Annotated in this window: 18 protein-coding genes; 4 read left to right on the top strand and 14 right to left on the bottom strand. The window is 52.9% G+C overall.

Features of this window, described 5'->3' with window-relative positions; all coding sequences use genetic code 11:
* Positions 1–86: 86 nt before the first annotated feature.
* The 13 genes from HRU73_RS00340 to HRU73_RS00280 form a co-directional block, all read right to left on the bottom strand.
* On the bottom strand, positions 87–3554 hold the full coding sequence (locus HRU73_RS00340) for a UvrD-helicase domain-containing protein (protein WP_287398999.1): 3468 nt from the start codon (positions 3552–3554) through the stop codon (positions 87–89).
* A 282-nt stretch (positions 3555–3836) separates the two neighbouring features.
* Positions 3837–4982, bottom strand: coding sequence for a dTDP-4-amino-4,6-dideoxygalactose transaminase (rffA, locus tag HRU73_RS00335; protein ID WP_287398998.1), 1146 nt, complete (start codon positions 4980–4982; stop codon positions 3837–3839).
* On the bottom strand, positions 4979–7228 hold the full coding sequence (locus HRU73_RS00330; protein WP_287398997.1) for a glycosyltransferase family protein: 2250 nt from the start codon (positions 7226–7228) through the stop codon (positions 4979–4981). Before HRU73_RS00330 ends, rffA begins: the two co-directional genes overlap by 4 nt.
* A gap of 7 nt (positions 7229–7235) precedes the next feature.
* Positions 7236–8111, bottom strand: a complete 876-nt coding sequence (locus HRU73_RS00325; RefSeq protein ID WP_011112667.1) for a class I SAM-dependent methyltransferase — start codon at positions 8109–8111, stop codon at positions 7236–7238.
* On the bottom strand, positions 8108–8542 hold the full coding sequence (locus HRU73_RS00320; protein ID WP_011112668.1) for a GtrA family protein: 435 nt from the start codon (positions 8540–8542) through the stop codon (positions 8108–8110). Before HRU73_RS00320 ends, HRU73_RS00325 begins: the two co-directional genes overlap by 4 nt.
* Positions 8539–9324 carry a formyltransferase family protein gene (locus tag HRU73_RS00315; RefSeq protein ID WP_011112669.1) on the bottom strand — a complete coding sequence of 262 codons (786 nt, stop codon included), beginning with the start codon at positions 9322–9324 and terminating at the stop codon, positions 8539–8541. The genes HRU73_RS00320 and HRU73_RS00315 overlap by 4 nt, the downstream gene beginning before the upstream one ends.
* Positions 9325–9327: 3 nt before the next feature.
* Positions 9328–9966, bottom strand: coding sequence for a class I SAM-dependent methyltransferase (locus HRU73_RS00310; RefSeq protein WP_287398996.1), 639 nt, complete (start codon positions 9964–9966; stop codon positions 9328–9330).
* Entirely contained in the window at positions 9947–10876 is a 930-nt protein-coding gene (locus tag HRU73_RS00305) for a glycosyltransferase family 2 protein (protein ID WP_011112671.1), read from the bottom strand. The genes HRU73_RS00310 and HRU73_RS00305 overlap by 20 nt, the downstream gene beginning before the upstream one ends.
* Before the next feature lie 64 nt (positions 10877–10940).
* The gene (locus HRU73_RS00300; protein WP_287398995.1) at positions 10941–11333 is read right to left on the bottom strand and encodes a type II toxin-antitoxin system VapC family toxin; all 393 of its coding nucleotides are present in this window, start codon (positions 11331–11333) and stop codon (positions 10941–10943) included.
* Positions 11320–11541 carry a DUF2281 domain-containing protein gene (locus HRU73_RS00295; protein ID WP_041356848.1) on the bottom strand — a complete coding sequence of 74 codons (222 nt, stop codon included), beginning with the start codon at positions 11539–11541 and terminating at the stop codon, positions 11320–11322. The genes HRU73_RS00300 and HRU73_RS00295 overlap by 14 nt, the downstream gene beginning before the upstream one ends.
* 77 nt (positions 11542–11618) lie before the next feature.
* Positions 11619–12311 carry a WbqC family protein gene (locus tag HRU73_RS00290; protein WP_011112674.1) on the bottom strand — a complete coding sequence of 231 codons (693 nt, stop codon included), beginning with the start codon at positions 12309–12311 and terminating at the stop codon, positions 11619–11621.
* A complete protein-coding gene (locus HRU73_RS00285) occupies positions 12308–13876 on the bottom strand; it encodes a hypothetical protein (RefSeq protein WP_011112675.1) in 1569 nt (522 codons plus the stop codon). The genes HRU73_RS00290 and HRU73_RS00285 overlap by 4 nt, the downstream gene beginning before the upstream one ends.
* 144 nt (positions 13877–14020) lie before the next feature.
* Positions 14021–16735, bottom strand: a complete 2715-nt coding sequence (locus HRU73_RS00280) for a PD-(D/E)XK nuclease family protein (protein WP_287398994.1) — start codon at positions 16733–16735, stop codon at positions 14021–14023.
* A gap of 101 nt (positions 16736–16836) precedes the next feature.
* Here HRU73_RS00280 and HRU73_RS00275 point away from each other — a divergent pair, with 101 nt between their 5' ends.
* On the top strand, positions 16837–17376 hold the full coding sequence (locus HRU73_RS00275; RefSeq protein WP_287398993.1) for a hypothetical protein: 540 nt from the start codon (positions 16837–16839) through the stop codon (positions 17374–17376).
* Between the two features lie 9 nt (positions 17377–17385).
* Here HRU73_RS00275 and holB read toward each other — a convergent pair whose 3' ends face one another.
* The gene (gene holB / locus HRU73_RS00270) at positions 17386–18447 is read right to left on the bottom strand and encodes a DNA polymerase III subunit delta' (protein WP_287398992.1); all 1062 of its coding nucleotides are present in this window, start codon (positions 18445–18447) and stop codon (positions 17386–17388) included.
* Between the two features lie 709 nt (positions 18448–19156).
* Here holB and HRU73_RS00265 point away from each other — a divergent pair.
* Genes HRU73_RS00265 through HRU73_RS00255 form a run of 3 tightly spaced genes read left to right on the top strand, consistent with a single transcriptional unit; the run spans position 19157 to position 25263 of the window.
* On the top strand, positions 19157–19825 hold the full coding sequence (locus HRU73_RS00265) for a Fic family protein (RefSeq protein WP_287398991.1): 669 nt from the start codon (positions 19157–19159) through the stop codon (positions 19823–19825).
* On the top strand, positions 19822–19980 hold the full coding sequence (locus HRU73_RS00260) for a hypothetical protein (RefSeq protein ID WP_287398990.1): 159 nt from the start codon (positions 19822–19824) through the stop codon (positions 19978–19980). The genes HRU73_RS00265 and HRU73_RS00260 overlap by 4 nt, the downstream gene beginning before the upstream one ends.
* Positions 19981–19989: 9 nt before the next feature.
* Positions 19990–25263 (top strand): DEAD/DEAH box helicase family protein, encoded by a 5274-nt coding sequence (locus HRU73_RS00255; protein ID WP_287398989.1) that lies wholly within the window; start codon positions 19990–19992, stop codon positions 25261–25263.
* The last annotated feature ends 3 nt before the right edge of the window (positions 25264–25266 follow it).

Below are 25266 nucleotides of genomic sequence, written 5' to 3'. Positions count from 1 at the left end.
ACAGGGCCGGTGTAGAAGTCATCATGAAATTGAAAGATTGTTTTTGCTGCCGTCAGAATCTGACGAGAAATTTAAAAAATCTCTGATTAAGCAGATTCCCGGGACGGAATCCACTTCCTCCATTTTCCCAGTAGCGGAAAATAAAGCGCCAGGTGCATAGGGCGATCTTCCATACGCTGCAGTACTTGTGCATAGCGATCCAGTTGCGGACGGTAACGCAGCTGTTCCCGATCGAGGAATTCCTCAAGGCTGCCACCGGTATGAGACCCCGTCTTGTAGTCGATGATCCAGCGCACACCTGCTGCATCCACGAAGGTTCGATCGATGATGCTGACAGAAATCGAGTGGCCCGCTGCAATTGCCGTTGGAACAGACAGCGCCCATTCACAACGCGCTTCCTGATGCCGATTGCTCAGAATCCAGCGGCCCGTTTCATCTTCCACACACATGGTCCTGAGGGCTCGTGCAACCTGCTGCACCGCTTTTTCCAAATGCCGGGGGGTGATACCAGATTGGATGAGTAACGACCGCCCCGCCAGTTTGAGAGCTTCCAGATCCTGATGATCCACATTCTCGACCCCGATCAGCCCGATACGATGCAACAGGCGGTGCACGACCACCCCTACCAGTCGAGCGGGCTCACCCGCCCAATCGAAATCAACCGGCTCTTCTGTCGTCCCGGCCTCATTCGCATACATGGCAACCGCAACGGCTTTGGGTAACGGTGGGGGTTGCCAGCCCGACGCCAGGCGCACCATGCCGACAGGCTGCAAACCTGTATGTACATTCGATGCAGGCAAATCTCCGATAGCAGCTTCGCGCGATCGGGTCAGAAAATCTGCTGCCACGGCAGGCCATAACTTGGCCAGCAGGGTATCCTCCGGTGGTTTCAACGCATCATTCTCCTGCATATCCGGATCGATCCTGAGATGCCCCAGTAAATGCAGATTGTGTTTCGCCCGGGTAACTGCCACATACAGCAATCGCGCCTCTTCCAGCGCAGTTCGTTTCTTTTCTTCAGACAGGATGTAGGCGGAAATCGGATTTTTATCGCTCCCCGCTGCACTGATCGGCGCGCACAACAAACCCGGATGCTGTGACTGATCATGAAACTCCAGCCAGTTGAGCAGCTTCTCCTGATCCCGTCTGGGAGATTTACCCAGCCCCGGCAGAATTACTGTATCGAACTCCAGCCCTTTGGCCTTGTGCAAAGTCATGAGCTGCAATGAATCGTCTGCCGCCACATCCGGCAGAGCAAACAACCGTACCAGCCGTTCATCCAGCTCCTGGATATCGGGTCGATAGCCGGTCACATCGAAATTTTCCAGCAACTGAAAATAGACTTCGGCATCTGCCAGATCTGTTTCATTCTGTACACTGGCGGGCCCTCCCAGACTGACCCATATGCCCTCCACGCATCTTCTCAACGACATCCTGTCGTAGAGCATCAACGCACGCTCCAGAATCGGCAATACCCTGTTCACCCGCTGACCGCCTTCTTCACTCAAAACACCTGAACCGGCACAGGCACGCAATGAATCGATCAGCACATGCTGTGGCAGCGTATTGGCAACGGTATGTAAATCCTGCAGGGAAAGTCCGCAAAACGGGGCGCGCAATAATGCCAGCCAGGCGATACGATCAGCCGGATGCACCAGGGCCCGGGTCAATGCCATCAAATCCCGGATCACCACCCGCTGCGCCAGCTGTTCGATTTCCACTGCCTGGAAACGCAAGCCTTTTCGCCTCAAATGCACGACGATACTCGCCAGATGGCTGCGATTACGCACGAGTACGGCAATTCTGCCATCCGATTGTGCAGCTCTCGCCTGCGCTACGATCACCCCCACCTGCTCCGCCTCGGCCCGATCATCTCTTTGCAGATAAGGATAAATCCTGACCGCCCCCCCGCTGGAAGCCGCGTGAAACGCTACGGAACTCGCATACGACACGGCACCGGTGCTTACGCTATCCGTATCCGGCAATATCCGTGGAAAATAACGATTGACCCACTCGACGATCCCGCTCTGCGAACGAAAATTGACTGAAAGACGCAAAAACTTCATCTGGATCTGGCCAAAATAGCCACTATCGCGAATATCCAGAAACAACCCCACTTCAGCCTGCCGGAAGCGGTAAATCGACTGCATCGGATCTCCTACCAGAAACAGCGTGCGGCCATCTCCGGTCTGCCAGCCGGCAGTCAGCCGCTGCAGCAATTCGGCCTGACTGGAAGACGTATCCTGAAATTCATCCACCAGCAGATGGTGAATACGATAATCGAGTGCCAATGCCAGATCGGTCGGCATTTCCGGTTCACCCAGCGCACGGACGGCCGCCATGGCAATCTCGGTAAAATCCACCTGGCCGTGCTGCCGGAAAACCAGCAGCAAATATCCGGCAGCCACTTTGAGCAGGCTGAACAGGGCCTGCAGTGTTTCCCACTCTTCATCGGTATACCGTTCTGGAGGTAACTGCCTGAGTAAGCACAACTGCTGACGAAATGTCTCCTCGCTCTGCAAAGCCGCCAGCAACTCACTCATCCGCTGCTTCATTCCGTTCAGGTATTCTTTTACATCAGCATCACGTACTGACGATGGTGCCGGGAACCCGTTTGCCTTCGTTACCTGTTTACGCCAGTCTCCCGTTTGGGTGAGCAGGAAATCCGCCATACTCTCCCAGACAAGACGATCTTCAAGTGCATTACCAGGCCAGCGGGCTATATTGCTGTCGGCTGATCCTGCTTCTGACAGATTGACCACGGCAAACTGCATCAGCTCGATAATTTCCGACTGGCAGTCAGCAGGAACAGCATCAGCCAGTCGCTCTATTGCTTCCGCAATCCGGCCTGACAGCACGGATTCCAGACGATCACGCATATCATCCGAATTAGCGGCATCAACCACACCTCGCAACCATAAATCGCGCCGCGCCAGCATATCGGCAATCAGCTGCTGCAATCTGTCGAGACGATTATCCAGATGACCGATCAGATGTTCGATTGCCGCAGTCCACTCACCCTCTTCCTCCAGCGCCTCGACTGTCAAACGGGCTGCTTCCAGATACAATCTGTCCGCATCCTCTGCCACTGATGACAAGGCGCCCTGCCGGGAACAGACCGGCATACGGTCGACCAGCCAGACGCACAAGGAATCGATCGTCTGGATACGCAAACGTGACGGATTTTGCAGCAACTGCCAACCCCGCGCCTGATCATGCGCCAGTACCCGGTTTGCCAGCTCCCGTAACTGGCGCTGGTAAGCATCGTTCAGCAGTGCGGTTTCACTCTCCGCATCGCTACTTATATCACCAGCTGTATCGCGCAAAGCCTGCAGAATCCGATGCTTCATTTCACTGGCCGCCTTGCGCGTAAACGTAATGGCAACGATCTCCTCCGGTTCCTCTACCGTAGCAAGCAGCACCAGAAACCGCTGCGTCAGTAACCCTGTCTTGCCCGATCCAGCCGGCGCTTGAACGATGAAGGAATGCCACGGATCAAGCGCCTGCTGGCGTTCTCTCTGATCTGGAATCTCCTGTTGCAAGACTGTGTTCATCGTTCTAGTCCAGGTACATTATTAGAAACCATCATTGCCAAAAGCTACTGAGCGGCCCGGGGCAGTTCACACAGCCTGAATATAAGATTCGATTTCTATTCAAAGATCGAATTTACTTGGTTATTAATAGATCAGGCTTTATATCCAATTGAGGATATACAAATGACAAACTCTTAATTAAAGCTACCCTGTAGATGCACCTATAGAAAGTGCTAAAACAAAAAACCTGGAAACCGGTGGATACAATTGCGACGAAGACTATGACTTTTTCTCTTTGAGAGATCAGCTAACAGCTTTACACAAAACCTCAACGACCCGGTCTTGCTGCTCTACTGATAAACCAACCCAGAGGGGTAACCGAACCAATCTCTCAGATTGTTGAGTAGTAATTTTCAGGTTGCCATGTATACGTCCGTACCGTAAACCAGCCGGGGAGGAATGAAGGGGCACATAATGGAACACAGACCAAATATCGTTTCTCTTAAATTCGTCAAGTACTTCTTGCCTATCAATTTTTGATGCCAATAATACATAATACATGTGGGCATTATGCTGACACTCTTCCGGAACGATTGGACGACGCAGAATCTCTTTAGCTTCAAGTGGCCCAAGCAACTCATGATATCGTTGCCAGCTTGCCAGCCGCTCGTTAGTTATACGATCTGCTTCTTCAAGCTGCGCCCACAGGAAGGCAGCGATCAGCTCACCCGGTAAGAATGACGAGCCCACCTCCTGCCAGGTGTACTTGTCCACTTCGCCCCTGAAGAACTGACTGCGATCGGTCCCTTTTTCGCGGATGATCTCTGCACGAAGGCTCAGATCAGGTGTATTAACGAGTAGCGCTCCCCCTTCCCCTGAGATCACATTTTTTGTCTCATGAAAACTGTAAGCTCCAAGATCACCAATGCTACCCAATGCCCGCCCCTTGTAGGTGGCCATCATCCCCTGCGCCGCATCTTCAACAACTTTCAACCCATATTGCCGGGCGATGACCATGATGGTATCCATCTCGCACGCAACACCCGCGTAGTGAACCGGGACTATGGCGCGGGTACGTGGCGTGATTGCGGCCTCAATCAACCTTTCATCCAGATTCAATGTATCTTCCCTGATATCAACAAACACAGGAACACCGCCACGTAATACAAAGGCATTGGCAGTGGAAACGAAAGTAAATGACGGCATGATAATTTCGTCGCCAGGCTGAATGTCCAACAGCAAGGCAGCCATCTCGAGTGCAGCAGTACAGGAATGAGTCAGCAAAGCCTTACGACATCCTGCACGCTCTTCCAACCAGCTATGGCAACGCTTCGTAAACGGCCCATCACCCGCCAATCTGCCATTGAAATGCGCCTCAGCAATATAGTAGAGCTCCTTACCTGTCATGTAAGGCCAGTTGAAAGGAATGCGGTTATTTGTATTTTTCACACTCTCTCCAAAACCCTGCGTCGAAACGTTTGCGAAAACTTGAAAATAATCAGAACAAACAAGAAAATCCAGAAAACATGTGCAATCCAAGCGTGGCGGGCGAGAGGCTTGAAATCGAGGCGCACTCGGCGAGTCTCTGGAGGCAACAACACCCCTTGAAACACTCCATTGACCTCCACGGGCTGAGCTACCTGCCAACCCTGATTGGTTTCTGCAAGTGCCTCCCAGTCGCGATGAAACTTCTGACTCAATAAAAAAACAGATGGTGCGGAGGAATTTACCTCAAACTCTAATACATCACCCTGATCCAAAATCTTGACGGGTGTGTTCGTAACCATACCTCGCGGGTCATCGAGCACAAGTTTTGTCGAGCTCATATCAAGCTGCGGGGGGGTTACTTGCATGCTGTCGCCCATCCGTGAAACCACCCGGTAAAGGTGGATACCCGATTCCTCACTCAAAAACTCCAAATTTTCATGCGCCAGCTTGCCCGACGAGAGGATCAGGCTGATATTGCTCATCCAAAACATTGTGCCGGCATAGTCTGGGTCGATGGCTCCATTCCAGCGACCATATGTCTGCACTTCCCCACCAAGCGCCTTGATCAAGGTGTGGTATCGGGTGGAAGAGAGGCTGTTATAGCTATGCACAGAAGACAGATCGAGTGTGGCGTTAAGGTTCGGCGGCAACACTGAAATCCCTGGGGCTGCAACAGCATAACGACTGCCAGCCGGCAGATTTTCCCTAACCTTCTCAACCAGAGGCGAGGTCATCGCTATCTGCGCCGGATCTTGCTTAAGCATCAGCGGATAAGAGGTCATACCCAGAACCAACACAAGAGCCATCATCAAAAATAACGGACGGTATCGATCGTATTGCGCGATTAGTAGCCCAGTCACCAGCAGCATTCCGATGACAATCTCCCAATGAATCGAAATATGCTGCGAAACACCGTATGCAACACCAATCGCAATCACTACCAGCGCAACTGCCGCTCCAGCAAATACGGCGCTCGAAAATTGACGGTGATGCGTGCGCCTGGCAAGAGCATCAATACCGAACGCAGTGATAATGGTAAGAGGAAGTGTGATACTCCCCAGTGGCGTGCTTCGCGAAAGATTGAACCCAAAGTATTTAACACCCAGGACGTACAGTGGATGTACGAAGGCAAGCAGGCAAAATATAAGAATCGCCAGCCACCACCCCCAGGTTTCCTTGAATGAAGTGACTAACGCCACGACTCCAAAGAAAATAGCGATCAACGTTACGCTCAAACCGTCGTAAGAAAATGGGAAAGATGGCGCGATCGGATTGCCAAAAATTTCAGGGATTGTACTCAGTACAAAAAAGCTGGCCAGTTCATTAAAGCTGGCAAATTTTGGTAGCACAATCGTAAAAAAAGAAGGATCCGGCGCAACTCGCGCAGACTCGGACGAGAGAATGATCAAATCTCGATAAACCGGAAGAGCGAGTGCTGCTCCAACAACCAGTGCGGATACAGCTAGAGTCAGGAATTTAGCAGATACAAGTCGGTTGATGCGCGCCTGATGGTAGGCCAACCACAGACCATAGCCACCCAGTAAGTAGATATGAAAGACAACGGGCTGCGGATACGCCGTCATCAGCAAGCTGTAGCCGCTGAATGCTAATACACCCCAGCCCAAAATATCCGGATGTCTCGCCAAACGAGTAACGGCCCACAATGCCCCCGAAGCCCAGCACCATACGGCTGGGAACATGGGAAAGGTCAGCCAGTACATGAACAGCGGAGATGTCGCCAATCCTAGTCCTGCAATCAAGCCAGCTATAGGACTTAAGCCAACTTCCCTGGTAAACAACAAGACAAATAAACCGGCAAGGAAACAGAAACCTAATGACAACGTGGTGATGAAGCGCCAAGGGCCATCAACCAATCTGGTAATCACCCAAGACGGCAGATAGGCTGAACTAAAGCCTGAAATTTGATAGAGCGGCCGCCCAAGCTCTGTATTATTTGACCAGAGAGGTAACCAACCAGATCGGGCCATCGTTAGATGCTCTGTTATTTCTGGGATATACGCATTTGTGAAGTCACTAAACTTTCTGTTCTCAATGAGGGAGCTATCTAAGTTTACAAGCTCAACGTGACCAACCTCTATCTCCTGCCGGTGTGGTGCTACAACGTAAGAAAAAAAACCCGAAAACAGTACAGCAGCTACTGCAATGTAATAGATCAACACATGCTTGTAGGAGGAAAATGGAAGCATGTGAATGCTAAGCCGATTGTTTTTTTGCCACAACCAGCCTGGATCCACCGACGGGATAATTCATCCCAAGCCTAATCCCTGCAAGCTCTAACATCATTAAACCGTAAAAAACCTTATTCAAAGCTGCGTTGATTTTAAGTTCGCCGGCAGGATCGAAATCTTTTGTTTTTCGCTTCTGCAAGACTCGTGAAAGCATCATTACTGGCAAAAGGCTCGTTACAAAAGAACTGCTCCTTAAAAGCTCAAAACCGGCGGTCAAAACCTTCTGCTCGATCTCGACACGCGTGTATCGGCGCACATGGCAGGCATAGTCGTCAGAAGCGCTCCACAACCGGGGATGCTGAGGAACGGTTAGCAGCAAAACACCACTAGGCTTAATGGCGTTATGAAGTTGAGCCAGGACAGTTTCATCTTCTTCGATGTGTTCCAGCACATCAAAGGCGCCAATGGCATCAAACTCTTCCACAAAAGGCACCCGACGAGCATCCATCTGCATGAAATGTGTGGAGGGAACGCGTTTAGCCGCATGAAATAAGCCAGCCAAAAAAATCTCACTGCCATTTAATGCTATTTCAGGGCAGGCACGAGCGATACCCGACAGAACAAAGCCAGTACCACAACCCACCTCCAAAAATGCGCCAGCGTTTGGCTTGTAGGTGCGCAGCGCCCAGAGAATAAGCTCGTTACGCGCCCGAAACCAGAAATTACCCGCCTCTAATCTGGATAGCTCTGAGAAGTATTCAGGCTTAAAACCTCCGCCACCATGTGCAAACTCAGAGGCATGAGCCTCTATTCCGTTCAAGCGTTCTGGCTGATAACCGCATGAAGGACAGGCCCAATCGGCAGAAGAGAAGAAATTTTCGCACTGAAGACAAACTTTCATGAGGGAACTCCTTCGGATTCTGCCGCACTCTGCGCAAATACAAAAAACCGCGACATAACAAACAGAAAGATGGCCACCACGATGATTGCTATCGCCTGTACGATTTGATGCGGAAAACCTAACCAGTCCACAAACAACAGCAGCAAAACTAAATTCAGCAGATAGCCTGCAACTTGCGCCAGCAGGTAACGGACACCGGTAACGCCAATATGTCCGTCATGTCGAAAAGTATAACGTCGATTGGCGAAAAACCCAATTGATGCCCCTACGAAGTACAGAGCCGTCATCGTTATCTTGGGAGCGTCCCATAAATAGGTCAGGAGGAGGTAAAAGGCATAACCTAAAACATTTGTCAGAATGCCAATCAATGCATAGCTAAACAATTGCCGAAATGTTTTTCGAATGGACAAGATTCCAGAATCAGCATTCATTTTTCTTCTCTAAGATTTAAGCTGATATATATTTTTTGTCCTGATTCGTCATCTATAACGTATGCATTTTTTGAGTCTTCAAAAAATGCCAGTCCGCGAAGAAGATTAAAAAATTCTACCCCCTGATAACTCTTGTTAAGATCTATCAGGCAGGTTTTTTCAAACTTTTCCCTGGAATAATAGTCGCCCCTTGCCCCCTTCTTTTTTTGCGTATCCCTAAGACGGCTACCCAAGTCATAGGTCAGAAGTCGCTCTATTAATTCGTCAAAATGATGGCAAACTATATCATCGAGCCTTGACTGCAATGTTCTAGCCGTGTCGCTTAGATGTACAGGAACTTCAACTTGCATGAAAATTTCACCATCATCAATTTCTTCGTTGACGAAGTGGTAGGTGAACCCTGTTCTACGCTCTCCATTGATGATGGCCCAGTTCACGGGATAAACACCACGATATGACGGGAGTAGGCTGTAATGGAGATTTAACACGCCCTGCTTTGGAAGGCTAATTAAATCAATGGGAATGATATGCTTCCAGCTCAAAAGCAAAAACCAATCAGCCTGCCGAATCAAACGATCAACCGAGAAAGGCGCCTCATACACAAGCAGAGGGATATTTGCCTTCATACATATCTCGCGTACACCAGGCCACCATGCTTTTCCATTTTCGCGAGTCGTGACAACAACTGGAATTTCAAAGCGACTGGCATCAGAGTGCGTAACAAGCTTTTGAAGAAGCCTATAGCCTATCTCATGATCGACGAAAGGGACTATGCGTTGCATCGTTCACGCCTTCCTTATCAGAATTGTGAACTCATAAAGCCCATAGTCATGAAGTAACGCGACTTGGCGGGAATAGCGGCGCTTGCATAAATCAAACAATCGACACGGGTCAGCATAATAGAGATAGTCGCGCTTTTTGTCCTCGTCGGAGTAAGAGGTCAGGCAGTTGAAAGCGAATCCAAGACTGCTGGTTCGGTTCAGTACGTCCAATGTACCCAGCAGATAGTCAAACCACTCAGCATCCGTTCGCCCCAGACGCACATTGAAAATGCCGCTGGCGACACCATAGTCCGCCACTTGGTCTGGTTCAGTTGAGGTGATAAAGCGAGCTTGATTGGCGGCAGTGTGTCGCTGCCTGGCAGCTTTGATCATTTCGTGGGAAACATCCACCCCGAGGTATATACAGGCTGCATACTTGTCTCGCAGATAGTCCAGCAATGCGCCATAGCCACAACCCAGGTCGTTCAAGGAAAAACCAGGCATCTTCTTCGGGTCAATCACTTTACAGAGCTGCTCAAATCGAATCGTTTGGCTTTCTTCACCATTCCAGTCGACCCCGCGAGGCGTATCACCATGTTCCGCAAGTTTTTCAGCGTAATACGTTGCAACTTCGTCGAGCAGCTTAGTCTTGTTGTTTTGCATAAATCTGCCTCACGATGGTATAGGGGCGCTGCTTGGTTTCCGAGAATATCTTGGATAAGTAGATGCCCACCACACCAATGAAAGAGATAATCATCCCACCAAGAAGCCAAATAGAAGCCATTACGGATGTCCATCCGGCTAAAGGTTTTGCCAAGAAAAGCCAGTGAGTAACCAGATAAGCGATATAAGCCAAAGCAAACAACGAGATCGATATACCGATATAAAAAATGCTGACCAGTGGGGTGTTACTGAATGATGTCACCGAGTTGACCAGCAAGGACATTTTTCTGCGGAAGGTGTATGTGGTCTCGCTAGTATTGTGCTTTTTGATGACATAAGGGCGCTGGTCAAACCCGGTGATGTACCACAAGCCCGCCATAAAAACTTCCCGCTCTTCATGGCGCAGCAAAGCATTAACGTACCGACGAGTCATCAGGCGCGCGGTGACAACATTTTCCGGCAATGCAAGACCCGTCAGTGCTTTGAAAAAGCGATAGAACCACTGTCCACTCCAGCGCTCAAACCAGCTCCCTTTTCTGCGTTCCTGAATTCCGTACACCACATCACAACTCTCCTGCTCCATCTGCTGCACGAATGTCTCTAGCCATTCAGGCTCCTCCTCCAGGTCGCTATCAATCAAAAAAACTCGCTCCCCCTTTGCGTGCGCCAAGCCAGTCATCATCGCCTTGTGGTGTCCAAAATTACGCGACAAATCAACAACAACAACGTGCGAATCCTGCTCCGTGAGTTTGACGGCCAGATCCAAGCTGTTGTCTGGTGATCCGTCGTTTACAAGAACTATTTCGTAATCGTCCCCAACCAGCCGCCTTGCCGTGGCACTCGCACGCTCGTGAAATTCATTGATGTAGGGCGCAGACTGATAAAGAGTTGCGACGATCGAGAGCTTCATTTGAACAGTTGATCAAGGTTGAATGGGATATGTACTGCCAACAACCACCCAAAGGTGTGCTCAATCAACACAATCCCTTACGATTGGTTAGTTCGCCAGTAACCAGGCTGTGCAAGATCTTGTCATGGGTCAGTAATTGCGCGTTGCAAGTGAGCGCACTTGCAGCAATGATGGCATCTGGCAGCTTTACGCGGTGGCTACGACGCAAACCAATAACCATATCTTCAATCTCTTTGGTCAGGGGCAGATACTGGAGGCAGGCCAGTTTTCCACTAATCAGAATTTCTTCTTCCGCAGTCAATCCCGGAAAGCCCAGTAACTCCATACGAGTGATTGCGCTATAGCCGCAACGCCGGGTATCAATCTGCTGATTACTGATCATGGACAATGTTTCAGGATTGGATTTCAATAGCCCAAGAATAAAGTTGGTATCAAGCAGCCAGTCAATCCCATTCACGGCGCAGTGCCTCCTGTACTGCCAACGGTTCCCCGGCAAAGCAGGCTGAATGTTCCAGCCCACCGGCCATATCAATCAGCCGGAAAGGCTCATCTGGTTGCGGAAGCATGTTCTTCTGGTGTAGAAATTCGGCAAAATCCAGCAACTCTGCCAGAGCAGCAGGTGGTAGCGTACTACTGAGTTTGTAAAGCCGTTCGATTGTTGACATTGTCATTCCTCTTTCCAACGTATCGTATCGATTATCCGATCAAATTTCCTGCTCGTCATATCGAAATGATCGTGAGATTATTCCACATACTTCATATAACGCTTCGCGTTCTTCCCGCAATTGAGCAACAAATCAAGAATGGTAACGCCATGTGTGAATTCCCCCCAGAGTTGCTGATATTCCGGATACCCGATGTAATCAAACCAGGTGAGTTTGATGCCATTCTCTTTAAAAACCTGCTCATCCACGTAATCTTTTGCCGCCGGGCCTGAGATGTACTCAGTGCCACCAGCCTGCACACAAAGGTCAGCAAGGCGTTCGGTCTTGCCATCGAGCAGGGTGTAATCCCATGAATTTTTAATTACCGTCTTGATCCCCAGGTAGTTACAGATAGCTTCAATAAATCTCCTGTTCAATTGTGAAATATGGGTGAAGGTCTCTGCGAGATAGAGTGGCTCCAGCCATGCAGCAATCTCAGTAAAATGCGGTGAACGACGATAGTTCTGCACCAAGGCTTTCCAATGCGCAGCTGCCCAATCAGTACCGTCGATTTCGGTCTCGCGAATCTTTTGATGGTATTTACCCTTCACCAGAACCGGAACCGTGAGCCACTGAACACCTTGAGGTGTTTTGATCTGATTACGATTTCGCCAATCGCGGCGCGTATATTGCATATCATCGTAGAGGATGAACTCATCTACGGCAGCAATCATATCGAAGTAACCCTTCCACGGTATGTAGTTGGATTGCACGATGGCGACTTTTTTCATTGTCCTGCGTTTCTCGTTTTATAGATTTGATACGCTGGATTATGTGAATTTGGCACCAATTCAAAATTGTTCAGGATAAATTGGTAAATTAACGGATGTGTATTTTTAAAACGCAGCTCGTCACGACCATCAAGAGGCAGATCAAAAATAAACGCAAAACCAGGGTCAGATGCCTTGATGCGTTCGATCTCTTTTTTCTCGAATGCTCCTGTGCGGGGAAATAATGCATAAATCTCCCACATGGGCGACCTTCGCTCCAGCAAAGCATAAGCACCAGGCCAAAAGGGTGTGGCAATAAAAGACCGTCCATCTGGAGCGAACTGATCAGTCAATTGATGGAGCAATGCAATGTCACTCGCCGTATTTGGATCGACCTGGAGATACTTGCCAGATATATCCACATTGACGCACTGTTTGCTTGCCAGGCATTGCCACCCAGGGTGAAACACATGCATCACCCAGAAGCTTGTCATAAATAGACCAGCAGCAAGAACCCACTTTGTTTTGCTGGACGCACTTGACGCTATGGCCAGAATCCCGATCAAAAGTGGGAATATACCTTGAGCAAGGTGCCCAACGTCAGCGCGAGAAAACGCGTAATGCGCATAAGGAAGCGCGAGAAATGCTGATGCGACCAACACTGGCGGTAAGGGCTTTTCCTTCAATCCTCGATAAACGACCCATATAACTGAAAGCCCCCCAAAGATTAGGGTTCCAATAAAGAAAATACCGATCAATACACCCCGCGCAGCATCACCGATAGAAGAGGCAGCAAAGTTGATTGTCCACGGCCAGGGCACGGGTAGTGGCAAATTAGTGGCTTTTTGTTCAAACAAAAATCGCACACTTTCCCAGAATGCAACTGCAAAACCTGGAATCAGGAGCGCCATGAAAATAATAGGGAGAAAGCCGATCGTAACCCCTACACTCCAAAGTACAAACCCTTTCAAAAATCCGGTATCAGAACGGTTCCTGATATTGAGCCAAGCGATAACACCAAGGCTACCTACAGCACCGTAAACGCCATGATTACGACCAAAAACAGCAATCAATCCGACACAGATGCCAGCAATAAGATAGCGTTTGGGAATGGGGTTTGAAACAAGATAAGTCAGAATTCCGATCAGAAATATAGAGATGGAAATATCGAAAAGCTTGTGGCGTGGAAACATCCATAACACCAGTATCGCTGCAGAGATTATCCAGAAGAGAATATCAGCTTTATCTCTGCTCTTTGTCGACTGCGCAATCAACAACAAACCAACGAATAAGCCGAGGCACTGGAAAACAGCCACTGCTATACGGACACTCATAATACCGTTGTCACCAGCAACACTCAGTAGTGCTGCAACCCAGTAATAACGACCGGGATCATAGGACATAAAATCACGAATCGGGATTTCACCCAGCAAAACTCGCTGGACGCCGTACCACAGATAGCCTTCATCCCACAAGTTAAAGCCCTTGTTACCCTGCCAAATAAACAGTAAAAAGATGACAAGGCATGAAATCGTCAGAATCTGGATTAGTCTATATTTATTGTTTTGTATTTCTGGCTCATCCATATACGCATCCGGCACTAAAATGCCATTGTAATCTACAGCAAAGAGAGCGTCACCTTCTCACGGATTGTTGCGAATGGCATCAGCACGTTGCACTGGCCATCCACCAGGGTCCATAGACAAGAACAAGTAATAGCACTGCAAATATCAACAATCATCCACAGCTTCCAGCGATTCACCGATTCTGCACAGAGGTTTGAGCTCGCAGTAAGTGCAGGTTTGCGGGTATTGTTTAGGGCTCACTCTGGCTTCTCCGGCCATAAAATCCTGCACCAGTTGCTCGATCGTCTGGCGCCAGCCGGCCAATACTTCATCCCAGCTTGCTGCTTCCCGGGTATGTCTCAGGTTTTCGAAAGATTTTATTCCCAGGATCGATACTTCTTCGCTTGCTACACCCTCAAACGCAATATCACCTGCTCTGATGCGGGCAAATGCAATCCCGGCCAGCCCGTTATCAGTAAATGCCAGACTGTATAGCGGCAATTGCGGTTCATCGGGGCGATCGCCAAACCACGCACTTGCTTTGACTTCACCGGTTTTGTAGTCGATGAGCAGTTCACCCCCTTCTTCCAGCGTATCGATGCGGTCTATCCTCAAATTGATGCGCAGGCCGTTCAGTTCAAGCTCCGTTTCCATTTCCCGGCCTGAAACACGGAAAGGGGGGCGCTGCTTTTCCATTTCCAGCCACGCCAGCACGAGAGCATGCAATCGTTTGCTTTCAAGTGCTTGCAGACGCTCACCAAAAGTGTGCGGATAGCGCGGAGCGATTTCGTATATCGCTTCATTCACCTTGCCGGCGACCAGTGCATTCAGCTCACCAGGGGACAAATTTGCCAGTGCTGCTAACGAATCCAGTTCAGCCCAGACCATTTCCATGACCCGGTGCAGTAAAGTGCCGCGTACCAGCGCATTCAGACCGATCTGTATGCGGCCCAGTGGACGGGCGACCAGCCGCAGTTCGGCAAATGCCCGGAACGGGCAGGCTGCCTGTAACTTGAACAGCTTGCTGCCGCCCGGAATACCCGTTCCGACAAATGTCGGGGCAACATCCTCGGACAGCACCTCCTGTTGTCGACTGTGATACACGCTGTCTCGCCAGGCGGATTGCGTACCCATGGCGAGCATTTCTTCACTCAACGCCGGGAAAGCATCGATCAGTGGACTGGAATCGAGGATTTCATCGCCCTTACGCTGCGGATAGCTGATGACAACCTCAGTAGCATTCGTGGTAATTCGCTGCAACAGCGCTGCTGCCACACGTAATTCACGCCTGGCGCTGGAATGCGGCGCATCAACCTCACGCTGCAAGGTCAGAGGAAGAAACGGATTGGGCCGGGATGATGCGGGAAATACGCCGTCATGCAATCCCATGATCCAGAGATAGTCGAACTGCAGCCCGCTGGTTTCAAACAACCCCAATACCTGCACAGGCGCCTCCGCTGATTCCGGCTGAAAAATCGTACCGGCAACCATGTGCCTGAGTTGCTGCAGCGCTTCAGTCAAACTGACCGACCGAATTACCCAGTCCAGCGTGGAAAATTCTCTCAGTACCCCCTGCCATGCCTGGATAACCTGATATTCCTCGCTGGACAATCCTCGCTCACCTGGCCAGCCGATTGCTTTCAGCCACTGTCCGAATCGCTGCGCCCACTCTCCCGGGCTCGTTGGCGCAAGTGATACTTTCACCTGCTTCATCAAATTACTCAGACATTCGGCCAGCAGTGGACACGAATAGGGCTGGCCACTGCGAGCCGCATTCGTCAGCAGCTTTTGCAGGGTCAGATTCCATTCACCCGATTCGCGCAGACGAGCATCCAGCAAGGCGCGCGCATTCATTTCCCGATCCCCGCCCGCAATGAAAGAAGAACGCAGCACACGACTGACATGCGGCAACTCGATGACAGTTTCTGATAAACCGAGAACATCCAGCGCCAGACTGACGGGTGGATAGCGGTCGAGCGGCTTGCCAAGCGACAAATTGTAAGAACGCACCCGATCATGATGCTCCGGCTGCAATGCTTGTGGAATCAGCACTTCATCCAGTGTCTGGCAGATCATTTCCCGCTGTGCGGCCAGTTCCGGCACGACCAGCGCAATCCTCGCCGCCGGATTTTCCTCCAAACGTTGCCGTATCCAGCGCGCCGCCTGCCGGATCTCGTCACGACCGTCTGCGCACGCCAGCTTGCCGATACGATCCGGCTGACCGGATAACTGTAACCACTGCAATGAGCATCCCGTCTGTTCGAATGCACGCAGAAACGATGATTGCTGCGGTGTCCACTCATCGAAACCGGTCAACACAAGCTCGTTCGGCACTGACAGGCTGTCGATCTGCACGTATTTCTGCAATATTCCGGGCAGAACGGCAACTGAAAGCCAGCCATTTTCCCGGCATTTCGCTTCGAACATCGAGGCCAGTTGCCAGAACAACCGGGTGTCGGCATTATGACCGAAATCCGCTTCCCGGCAGGGAATACACCATGCATGCAGTGTCTGCCATGCTTCCATGATACGAGCGACAGTCTCGTTGGTGGCCTGTAACGGAACATCGCCGGACTGTTCTGCCAGAATTTCCTGCCAGACGAAATACTCCTGATGGGAAGTCAGCAACACCCCCCGGGCCGATTCAACCCGGCTGGAAATGACCACCTCCTGCCACAGCTGCTGCAACCATGCATCCCAGGGCAAAATATCCGGTACGGGCCATGCCCCGTGTCCTTCCGCAGATCTGGCCCGATTGAATGCCTGATGAAGAGTGCGCGCCAGCCGCCGGTTTCCGGTCACAATCGTTGCACAGCCATCCAGTCTTTGGATAAGATCAGTAATATTAGTCTGTCGGGCGTCGAGCGAACAGGTTGTCATGGCCGGGTTTTTCATATTTCGCAAACAGTCTGATAATCAATGCTGTACGCAGGCAGAGTAATACAATTCAATTTTTGAAACAGTTTTTATCAGGAGAACCAATGAACAGAATAGGAAACGGACTGTTGGTCGCCATGGCGATCACCTGGTCCGGTATGGTTTTTTCAGCAGTGCAAAACTTGCCTCAACCGGTTTTCTCCGGCCAGGATGGTGAACAGGCTGTAGCCGATAATGCAGCATCACCTGCTCCCGCGGAACAAGCCGCACCGGCCTCGACAGAAGCAGAAACTGCAGCGAAGGCAGAAGAACAAGCCCTGCCCAGCGGCATCGGCTGGAAACTGGTGCGCAGCCTCGAAATGGGAGATTCAGGCAAGTTTGTACACATGGTACTGATCGAAAAAGGACGCCAGGCGGATAAAACCATCTACAGCTCCGCCATTCACAGATTATGTGCCAAGGAAAAAGAATTTTGCCGGATACGTTTCTGGGTTCAGTCATACCTCATACCGGAAAAAGTCTCACTCACACTGGAACAGCAAAAAACCCAGCAGGCAGATCACCTGTTCAATCGCGCTGCCGGTATCCACCGAACGTTATGGGCCTGCACCGTCGATTCGACGAGTGAATCGTGCATTCAATAAACGTAAACATCATCCTGCTGAACCTGCCGGATGTACCGAGTCCATGTAGGTCAGCAACATTGCCTCCAGAAACAGCCTGGGGTTGAGCGGATGGCGCGCCAGTTGCTGCGAGGCAATCAGGTTGCGCCACAAAAACCCAAAAGCAACCGGATCGATGACAGCCGCCTGCTGCCGGATGACCGCCACCTGCTTCAGATGGTAACGCACCCGCCCGCTGGTACGGCAGCTCATCAAGTCATAACACCATTTCTGCAACCAGCCGGTCACACTGGATAAATCCAGCTTGTGCAGTTTCTCCGCCAGCTCGATCGGATCGAACCTCTCCGGTGCACACAGACACTGGATGAAATCAGTGTGAGAAGCAGCCAGCCGTTCATCGTACTGCAATGCCAGCAATGGTGAAAAACCTGACATGGCGAGATGAAAATCAGGATCGGTGATTCCCTGGTGAATAAGCCAATCCTTTGCCATTTCATGATCCGGCGCCGGCATGGCGGTCTGCCGGCAACGGCTCAGAACCGTAGGTGGAATCAGTGAAGCATTATGTGTCACCAGAATGAACAGCACTTCTGGTGGCGGCTCCTCCAGTTTTTTCAGCAGCGCATTGGCCGCAGCTGTATTCATTGCTTCGGCTGGATGAATCAGTACCACCTTGTCACGCGCTTGATGAGCACTCAGGTAAATGAAATCGTCCAGCGCACGAATCTGCGCGATGCTGATCTGCTGACTTGGCTTCCTGCCTGATTTCGCACTCCCGGCTTCCCGCCGGTTTTCTTCATCATCCTTGTCTGTAGCACCTTCCTGCGCTGATAACGCCTCCGGCTCCAGCAGGCGAAAATTCGGATGCAACCCCTGTTCGAACCAGTAACAATCCTGGCACTTCCCGCACGCCACACCCGCTGCATCCCCCTGCCCGCACAATATGGATTTCGCCAGAGCAAGGGCAAAACCCAGCTTGCCGATTCCCCGACGCCCCTTCAGCAACAGCGCATGATGTCGCTGCGCACTACCTGACTGTCTGGCCTGCTGCCAGATCACCCGCTGCCATGGAAAAATTTCGGCTGAGGCCATTCCTGAAATTGTCCTGTTTTGAAAGATAATTTTTACTGAATCGAGAAGACCTGGTTCGAATAAAGAAACAAGTTTATTGTAAATTCTCTTCTCTGTTTACCTTGATGATGAAACTGATAATATTCTAGAAGCAATATCCACATGGAATAATCCTTGTCGTACTTGCCATCAGACTCGACCTGAGCGAGGCCATCAATAAAAAATAACCGGATTGATCAGTATCAGTTGCACAGTAGAACCAGTCTGGGCGGGTAGTGAATGGTCCGAGGCTTACAGGCATTGAACTTTGCTGCCAGTGTCTGCGCCAGCAGCATTACTGACAATGCGTTACGAAGTCATGGCAAAAGCATACTGATACACACGTCATTAAGGATAAAATTGACCACAAACTCAGTGGACCAGCTGCCTGATACGGTATCCAGTTTGAAGGTTGGAAATGATCAAAACTCCGCCCAAGCTGCAAAGTAACCGATTCCAGCACCATGCCACGCATGTCCTACAAGACTTTGATCAGATTGGAACCGCTGGCATTGGCACCGTATACCATCGCACTCTTAAGCAAATTCGGGATAGCCTCCCTCCCCACAACACTTCTCGGCCTGTACTACGATCAGGAAAACAAGGTAGTCAAACGTAAGGTATTTTTCAAGACAATGTCTTATTTGAAAGCTATGATTAACCCATTTAGACAGCCTGATCTTACATTTCCATGCATTCTCTTATCTCCGAGTACCTCGCTGCACTCCGCCTCGACAGCACCCAGGCGGCCGCGCTGCGCTCACTGGGCGGATACCAGGGCAAGCAACAGCGCTACGCCGCACAGTCTCCCAAAGCCGTCAAAGGCCTGCACCAGATCGCGGTGGTTGAACCCACCGAGTCATCCAACCAGCTGGAAAATATTGTTGTTGCACTCTCACGGCTGAAGTCTCTCATCATCCGCAACGCAACGCCGAAGAGCCGTTCCGAACAGGAGATCGCTGGCTGCCATGACGCTCTGGCGCTTGTTTTTGTTTACGAGTTTACTGCGCACAGACCCTTCAACGAAAGGGTGGTACTACAACTGCACACCCTGTTCGACCACTTCAACTATGTCGTGGGCCGCTACATCAGCCTGGAGCGCATCTTCGAAAACACCACGGAAGGCTCACGAAACACTTTTGAAGCCAGTTCACAAGACTGGCATCAAGGACAGCACGATGTCAAACTCTGGCTCGACTACTTCTGGGGTGCCTTGCTGCGGGCCTACCAGGAATTCGAGGAACGTGTCGGCACCATCGAGTATAGCCGTGCAGCAAGGGCGATCGGGTACGCACGGAAGTGTTGGAGCGCACCCTGCTGTTCTCGATTTCCGAGATTGAAGAAGCTTGCCCGGGTGTGAACAGAGACATGGTGCGGCTGGTGCTGCGGGCGATGAAATCAGAGGGGTTGATCGAATCAACGGGCAAGGGGCGAGAGGCGAAATGGAAGCGCATCACAGCAGGCACCTCCGGTAGTACAGCGGTTCTGGCGATTGGCCACAAGATGGATCAGTGAGGACTCTCCATGGATAACGTTTTCCAATTCCGCGACCAGCTCATCGAACGATACGGCAATTTTTCCCGCAGTTTCGTTCGCATCGCTGCGTCCGATATCCAGGCCGAGGTCGAACATCAATATGCGCAAGGCCGCTATTGGCCTGAGCCGCTGGTGCAGATCAACCCGAATTACCAACGCCAGGGCACGGTGCAGAAACTGGTGGCGCAGGGGATCTTGCATGCTGCCTGCGCAGAGATCTTCCAGGTCGGGAAGTCTGAAGGCTCGCCAGAACCCCTGCATCTTTACAAGCACCAGATGGAAGCCTTGGCCAAAGGCCAGGAACGCCAAAGCTATGTGGTCACGACCGGAACGGGGTCGGGGAAGTCCCTGTCCTTTTTCATCCCGATCATCGACCGCATTCTCAAGGCCAAGCAATCCGATGGCAAAGCACATACCAGGGCCATTGTCATCTATCCGATGAATGCTCTGGCCAACAGCCAGCTGGAAGAACTCGACAAGTTTCTGCATGGCTATGCGCCAGAGCTTCGTCCCTTCACCGTCAAGCGCTACACCGGCCAGGAAAGCCAGGCAGAACGTACAGCAATCGCAGATAACCCGCCCGATATCCTGCTGACCAACTTCATGATGCTGGAGTACATCCTCACGCGCTTCGACGAAGTGGATCGGCGCGTGGTGGAGCACTGCGAGGGGCTTGAGTTCCTAGTGCTGGATGAGCTGCATACCTATCGTGGCCGTCAGGGTGCGGACGTTGCCTTGCTGGTGCGGCGCCTGCGCGAGCGCCTAAAGGCCGAGCAACTGGTCTGCATCGGCACGTCAGCCACCATGTCCAGCACAGGTAGCCAAGCCGACCGCAACCACGTGGTGGCCGACGTGGCCAGCAAACTTTTTGGTACCAACATCAGCGAGCATGATGTCATCGGGGAGACCTTGGAGCGGGTCACCAACCCACTCAAGGACGTCAATGCCATTCGTCCAGAATTGCCCGCGGCCATCACTCGCGAGCAGGATACCTGGGCTGATTTCAACGCTTTCCGCGACGATCCGCTGGCCATTTGGGTCGAGTTGAACTTGGGTATCGACATTCCTCCCGATGAGCCTCCGCGCCGGGCGCGCCCCCTAATGCTGGAAGAGGCCAGCCGCCGTCTCGCCGAAGACGCAGGTTGCCAGCCTGAAGCGGCCCGCGCTGCTCTGCAACGTTTTCTGGTGGCTGCCCATGATGTACGCACACCCCAGGGCCGGCCGCCTTTCGCATTCAAGCTGCACCAGTTCATCAGCGGCCCCGGTAAGGTGCTCACCACGTTGGAGGAACGTGGCAAGCGCCATGTCACGCTCGATGCCCAGCGTTTCGCGCCGGGGCGACAGCAAGAGAACGTGCTGCTTTACCCCACGCATTTCTGCCGCGATTGCGGCCAGGAATACTTGCCTGTATGGCACTCGCAGCAACCTGTCAGCTTCAGCTCGCGTGAAATCGACGACATCGCAGCGGAAGACGACGCCAGCTATGGCTTTCTGTGCCCCTTGGTGCCCGGTCAGCAATACGGCGGACTGCTCGAAGACCTGCCGGAAACCTGGATCGACCTCAGCCGTAGCGAACCCAAGGTCAAGCCAGCCTACAAGAATGCCGTTCCCTATATGGTCACGGTTGATGCCAAAGGGCAAACAGGCTCAGGGGCGGAATTCTGGTTCATTCCCGGAAAGTTCCGCTTCTGCCTGAACTGCGGCACGACACACGAAGCCCACGGCAAGGATGCCAACCGCCTCTCCAGCCTGTCCGGCGAAGGCCGCTCTTCGGCCACTACCATGATTGCCCTGGCGGCCTTGCAGCAATTGTTCGCACTTTCCGAACCGGCACCGGGTCAGCCTGATCCGCGCAAGCTGCTCGGTTTTACCGACAACCGCCAGGATGCCGCTCTGCAGGCCGGACATTTCAACGACTTCATATTCCTGCTGACGCTGCGCGCCGGTTTGATCGGCGCACTCCAGGGCAGCGGCGGCCAACTCGATGAAGAACACCTGGCCGAAAGCGTATTCAAGGCCCTCGGCTTTCAAGAGGTCGATGAAGCGACCTTGGTGGAGTATTTGCGCACGCCCAAGCTCATGGGACTGGCCCGGCAGGAAGCGCAACGCACATTGCGCTTCATCATCGCCTACCGGCTACTGCGTGATCTGCGGCGTGGCTGGCGCTTCAACAACCCGAATCTGGATCAGCTCGGTCTGTTGCAGATTCGTTATCGCGACCTGGATGCCTTCTGCGCTGACACCAGCATCTTCGCCGCGAACAGCACCCTGGCCAGATTGACGGCTGCGCAACGCACATCTTTGTACGAATTGCTGTTCGACACCCTGCGCCGCCATCTGTGTCTGGAGAGCCGTTACCTCGATCCGGTCGAGCAGGACAAGGCACGCACCAACGCCCACACCTACATCAATGAACGCTGGGCCTTCGCACCCGACGAGAAGCTCGATACCGGCCGCTATCTCATCCTTAGCAAGCGCCCGGAATACCGAGGCAAGCCACGTACAGATCTGGTGACGGGCGGTCCGCGCTCCGGTCTGCTGCGGCAGATCAAGACCGCCGCCTTCTGGCGCGACAGCACCTGCGCCAGCGAGGTCATGCAGTGGAAAGATGTCGAGTGGGCCGAGCTGATCGAAGAGATGCTCGAAGCAGCCGGAAACTATGGTTACGTGCAAAAACACGCCGTTGATTCCCAGCTTGCAGGCTGGCGTCTGAACGCGGCAGCGCTGGACTGGTGCCTGATTGCCGATCAGCCGCAAACCGACGGCAATCGCATCAATCAGTATTTCCGCGCTCTATATATCGGTATTGCCGATCTGCTGCGTCGCCCCTCGCATCCACTGTTCGACTTCGAGGCCCAGGAACACACGGCCCAGGTGGATGCACCACGCCGACAATTGCTGGAGCAGCGTTTCCGCTACACCGAAAAGGACAGGCAGGACTGGGCGCAGAACCCGGCCCACGAAGCGCCACTGGAACGCCTGCCGGTGATGTTCTGCTCGCCCACCATGGAGCTGGGTGTGGACATCTCCGCGCTCAACACCGTGTACCTGCGCAACGTGCCGCCCACCCCCGCCAACTACGCCCAGCGCAGCGGTCGAGCCGGTCGCTCGGGTCAGCAGGCCTTGGTCATCACCTACTGCGCGGCGCTCAGTCCGCACGACCAATGGTTCTTCCACAATGCCGAGCAGATGGTGCATGGCGTGGTGCGCGCGCCAACCCTCGACCTGGCCAACCGCGATCTCATCGACAGCCATTTGCAGGCGGTCTGGCTGGCCAGTACCCAGGTGCCACTGGACGACAGCATTGCGCCCATGCTGGATCTCGATCGGCCCGGCAAACCACTGAAACAACCCTTGCATGAAGCGCTGCGGGAACAGGCCGTCCAGCAGCGAGCCTTGGCCAGTGCCGGGCGGGTCATCGACCAGCTTGCGGGTGAACTCGAAGGCAGCGCCTGGTTCACCCAGGACTATCTGCGCCAGGTCATCGACAACGCGGCGCAGGCGTTCTCCGGGGCGCTGGAGCGCTGGCGCGTGCTGTTCGATGCGACACGCCAACAGATGGACATGGCCGACCGCATCGTCAAGAGCCATACCGCCTCGCATACGGAGCGCCAGAATGCCCAGCGCCGCTATGGCGATGCCGCGCGCCAGTACGCCGTGCTGCTCAAATCCGGTAATGGCCAAAACAACGACTTCTACACCTGGCGCTACCTGGCCAGCCAGGGCTTCCTGCCTGGTTACAATTTCCCGCGCCTGCCGCTGATGGCGTGGATTCCCGCCCGTGGCGGCCAGACCGCCAACGGCAAGGACGACGAAGGCAGCATGGTCAGCCGGCCGCGCTTTCTGGCGCTGTCCGAATTCGGCCCGCGCAGCCTCATCTATCACCAGGGCCGCATGTACCGCGTGGTGCGCGCCAAGCTCAACGTCGGCAATACCGACCACATCTCCGGCAACAGCCAGTTGGCCACCATCACCTCGCTGGTATGCAGCCAGTGCGGTTACGGTCATCTCGGCGAGCCCGGCGGCGAACAGCCGCTGGTCAACCGCTGCGAAAACTGCGACGCCCTGCTCACCGAGCACGATTGGGTACGCGAGCTCTACCGCATCGAAACCGTGGAGACCGTGGCCACCGAACGCATCTCCATCAACGACGAGGAGCGCCAGCGCCAGGGCTTCGAGCTGCAAACCACCTACCGCTTCCTGCCCGGCCCCGATGGCCGGATTCAACGGCAGAAGGCCGTGATCCAGCAGGGCGATGAACTGCTGGGCGAACTCACCTATGCCCCCGCCGCGCAAATCTGGCGCATCAACCGTGGCTGGCGCAGGCGCAAGGACAAGGAGCAACTGGGCTTCTACATCAATCCCATCACCGGCACCTGGAGCAAACAGGACGCGCCGGATGCGGAAGACGACAAAGGCAGCGACGATGCCTTGCTGGAAAAAGTACCCAATCAACGCATCGTTCCCTTCGTGGAAGATCATCGCAATCTGCTGATCTTCGCCCCCGCACATGCCCTGTCGCTGGAGGCGATGGCCACGTTGCAGGCCGCACTCAAGCGCGGCATCGAAATGACCTTCCAGATCGAGGAATCCGAACTGGTGGTCGAACCGCTGCCGAAATCCGACGAGCGCCGCGCCCTGCTGTTCTATGAAGCGGCCGAAGGTGGCGCCGGCGTTCTCACCCGTCTGGCAAACAACCCTGCCGATCTGGCCCTCGTGGCGGACAAGGCTCTGCAACTGATTCACTATCGCGCCCCGCAAAACGGCGCCTGGCTCCTGGACGATCTGCCGTCGCTGGAACGCAGCGATGAGCTTGGCAACCATCAGTGCGAAGCCGGCTGCTACCAGTGCCTGCTGTCCTATTTCAACCAGCCCGACCACGAGCACATCAACCGTCGCAATACGGATGCGCTCAAGCTGCTGGTGACGCTGGCCAATGCCCAGGTGCAGCCCGCGAAAACTGGCCTGCCCTCCGTTGCCTCTGCGCCATCGACCGACGCCCACCTCGACGCCTGGCTGGCCGCGCTTGAGCAGGCAGGCGCTGCTCAACCCGATGCATTCAACGTGTCCGTCAACAATGGCGCAGCCATCGCCGCCGCCCAATACAAGGTCGCCCGTGCTTTGGTGTTTCTGTCAGCGGTGGATGAACAGACCACTGGTGTATTGCAGGATAAAGGCTGGCGGGTGTTGGATTTTTCGGACGCTTCGCGCTGGCCACAACAATTCGCCGCACACGCCGACGTGTTCGGCTCCAGGGAATAAAGG

The sequence above is a fragment of the Nitrosomonas sp. H1_AOB3 genome (assembly GCF_015709435.1).
In the GTDB taxonomy this organism is placed as follows: domain Bacteria; phylum Pseudomonadota; class Gammaproteobacteria; order Burkholderiales; family Nitrosomonadaceae; genus Nitrosomonas; species Nitrosomonas europaea.
The sequence above is the reverse complement of the archived record's forward strand: the minus strand, read 5'-3'. Positions and strand labels throughout refer to the sequence as shown.

Bases quoted from the DNA above. Each gene is read 5' to 3' on its own strand.
- HRU73_RS00340 (WP_287398999.1), bottom strand. From the start codon at position 3,554: ATGAACACAGTCTTGCAACAGGAGATTCCAGATCAGAGAGAACGCCAG.
- HRU73_RS00330 (WP_287398997.1), bottom strand. From the start codon at position 7,228: ATGCTTCCATTTTCCTCCTACAAGCATGTGTTGATCTATTACATTGCA.
- HRU73_RS00325 (WP_011112667.1), bottom strand. From the start codon at position 8,111: ATGAAAGTTTGTCTTCAGTGCGAAAATTTCTTCTCTTCTGCCGATTGG.
- HRU73_RS00320 (WP_011112668.1), bottom strand. From the start codon at position 8,542: ATGAATGCTGATTCTGGAATCTTGTCCATTCGAAAAACATTTCGGCAA.
- HRU73_RS00315 (WP_011112669.1), bottom strand. From the start codon at position 9,324: ATGCAACGCATAGTCCCTTTCGTCGATCATGAGATAGGCTATAGGCTT.
- HRU73_RS00310 (WP_287398996.1), bottom strand. From the start codon at position 9,966: ATGCAAAACAACAAGACTAAGCTGCTCGACGAAGTTGCAACGTATTAC.
- HRU73_RS00305 (WP_011112671.1), bottom strand. From the start codon at position 10,876: ATGAAGCTCTCGATCGTCGCAACTCTTTATCAGTCTGCGCCCTACATC.
- HRU73_RS00295 (WP_041356848.1), bottom strand. From the start codon at position 11,541: ATGTCAACAATCGAACGGCTTTACAAACTCAGTAGTACGCTACCACCT.
- HRU73_RS00290 (WP_011112674.1), bottom strand. From the start codon at position 12,311: ATGAAAAAAGTCGCCATCGTGCAATCCAACTACATACCGTGGAAGGGT.
- HRU73_RS00285 (WP_011112675.1), bottom strand. From the start codon at position 13,876: ATGGATGAGCCAGAAATACAAAACAATAAATATAGACTAATCCAGATT.
- HRU73_RS00280 (WP_287398994.1), bottom strand. From the start codon at position 16,735: ATGACAACCTGTTCGCTCGACGCCCGACAGACTAATATTACTGATCTT.
- HRU73_RS00275 (WP_287398993.1), top strand. From the start codon at position 16,837: ATGAACAGAATAGGAAACGGACTGTTGGTCGCCATGGCGATCACCTGG.
- holB (WP_287398992.1), bottom strand. From the start codon at position 18,447: ATGGCCTCAGCCGAAATTTTTCCATGGCAGCGGGTGATCTGGCAGCAG.
- HRU73_RS00265 (WP_287398991.1), top strand. From the start codon at position 19,157: ATGCATTCTCTTATCTCCGAGTACCTCGCTGCACTCCGCCTCGACAGC.
- HRU73_RS00255 (WP_287398989.1), top strand. From the start codon at position 19,990: ATGGATAACGTTTTCCAATTCCGCGACCAGCTCATCGAACGATACGGC.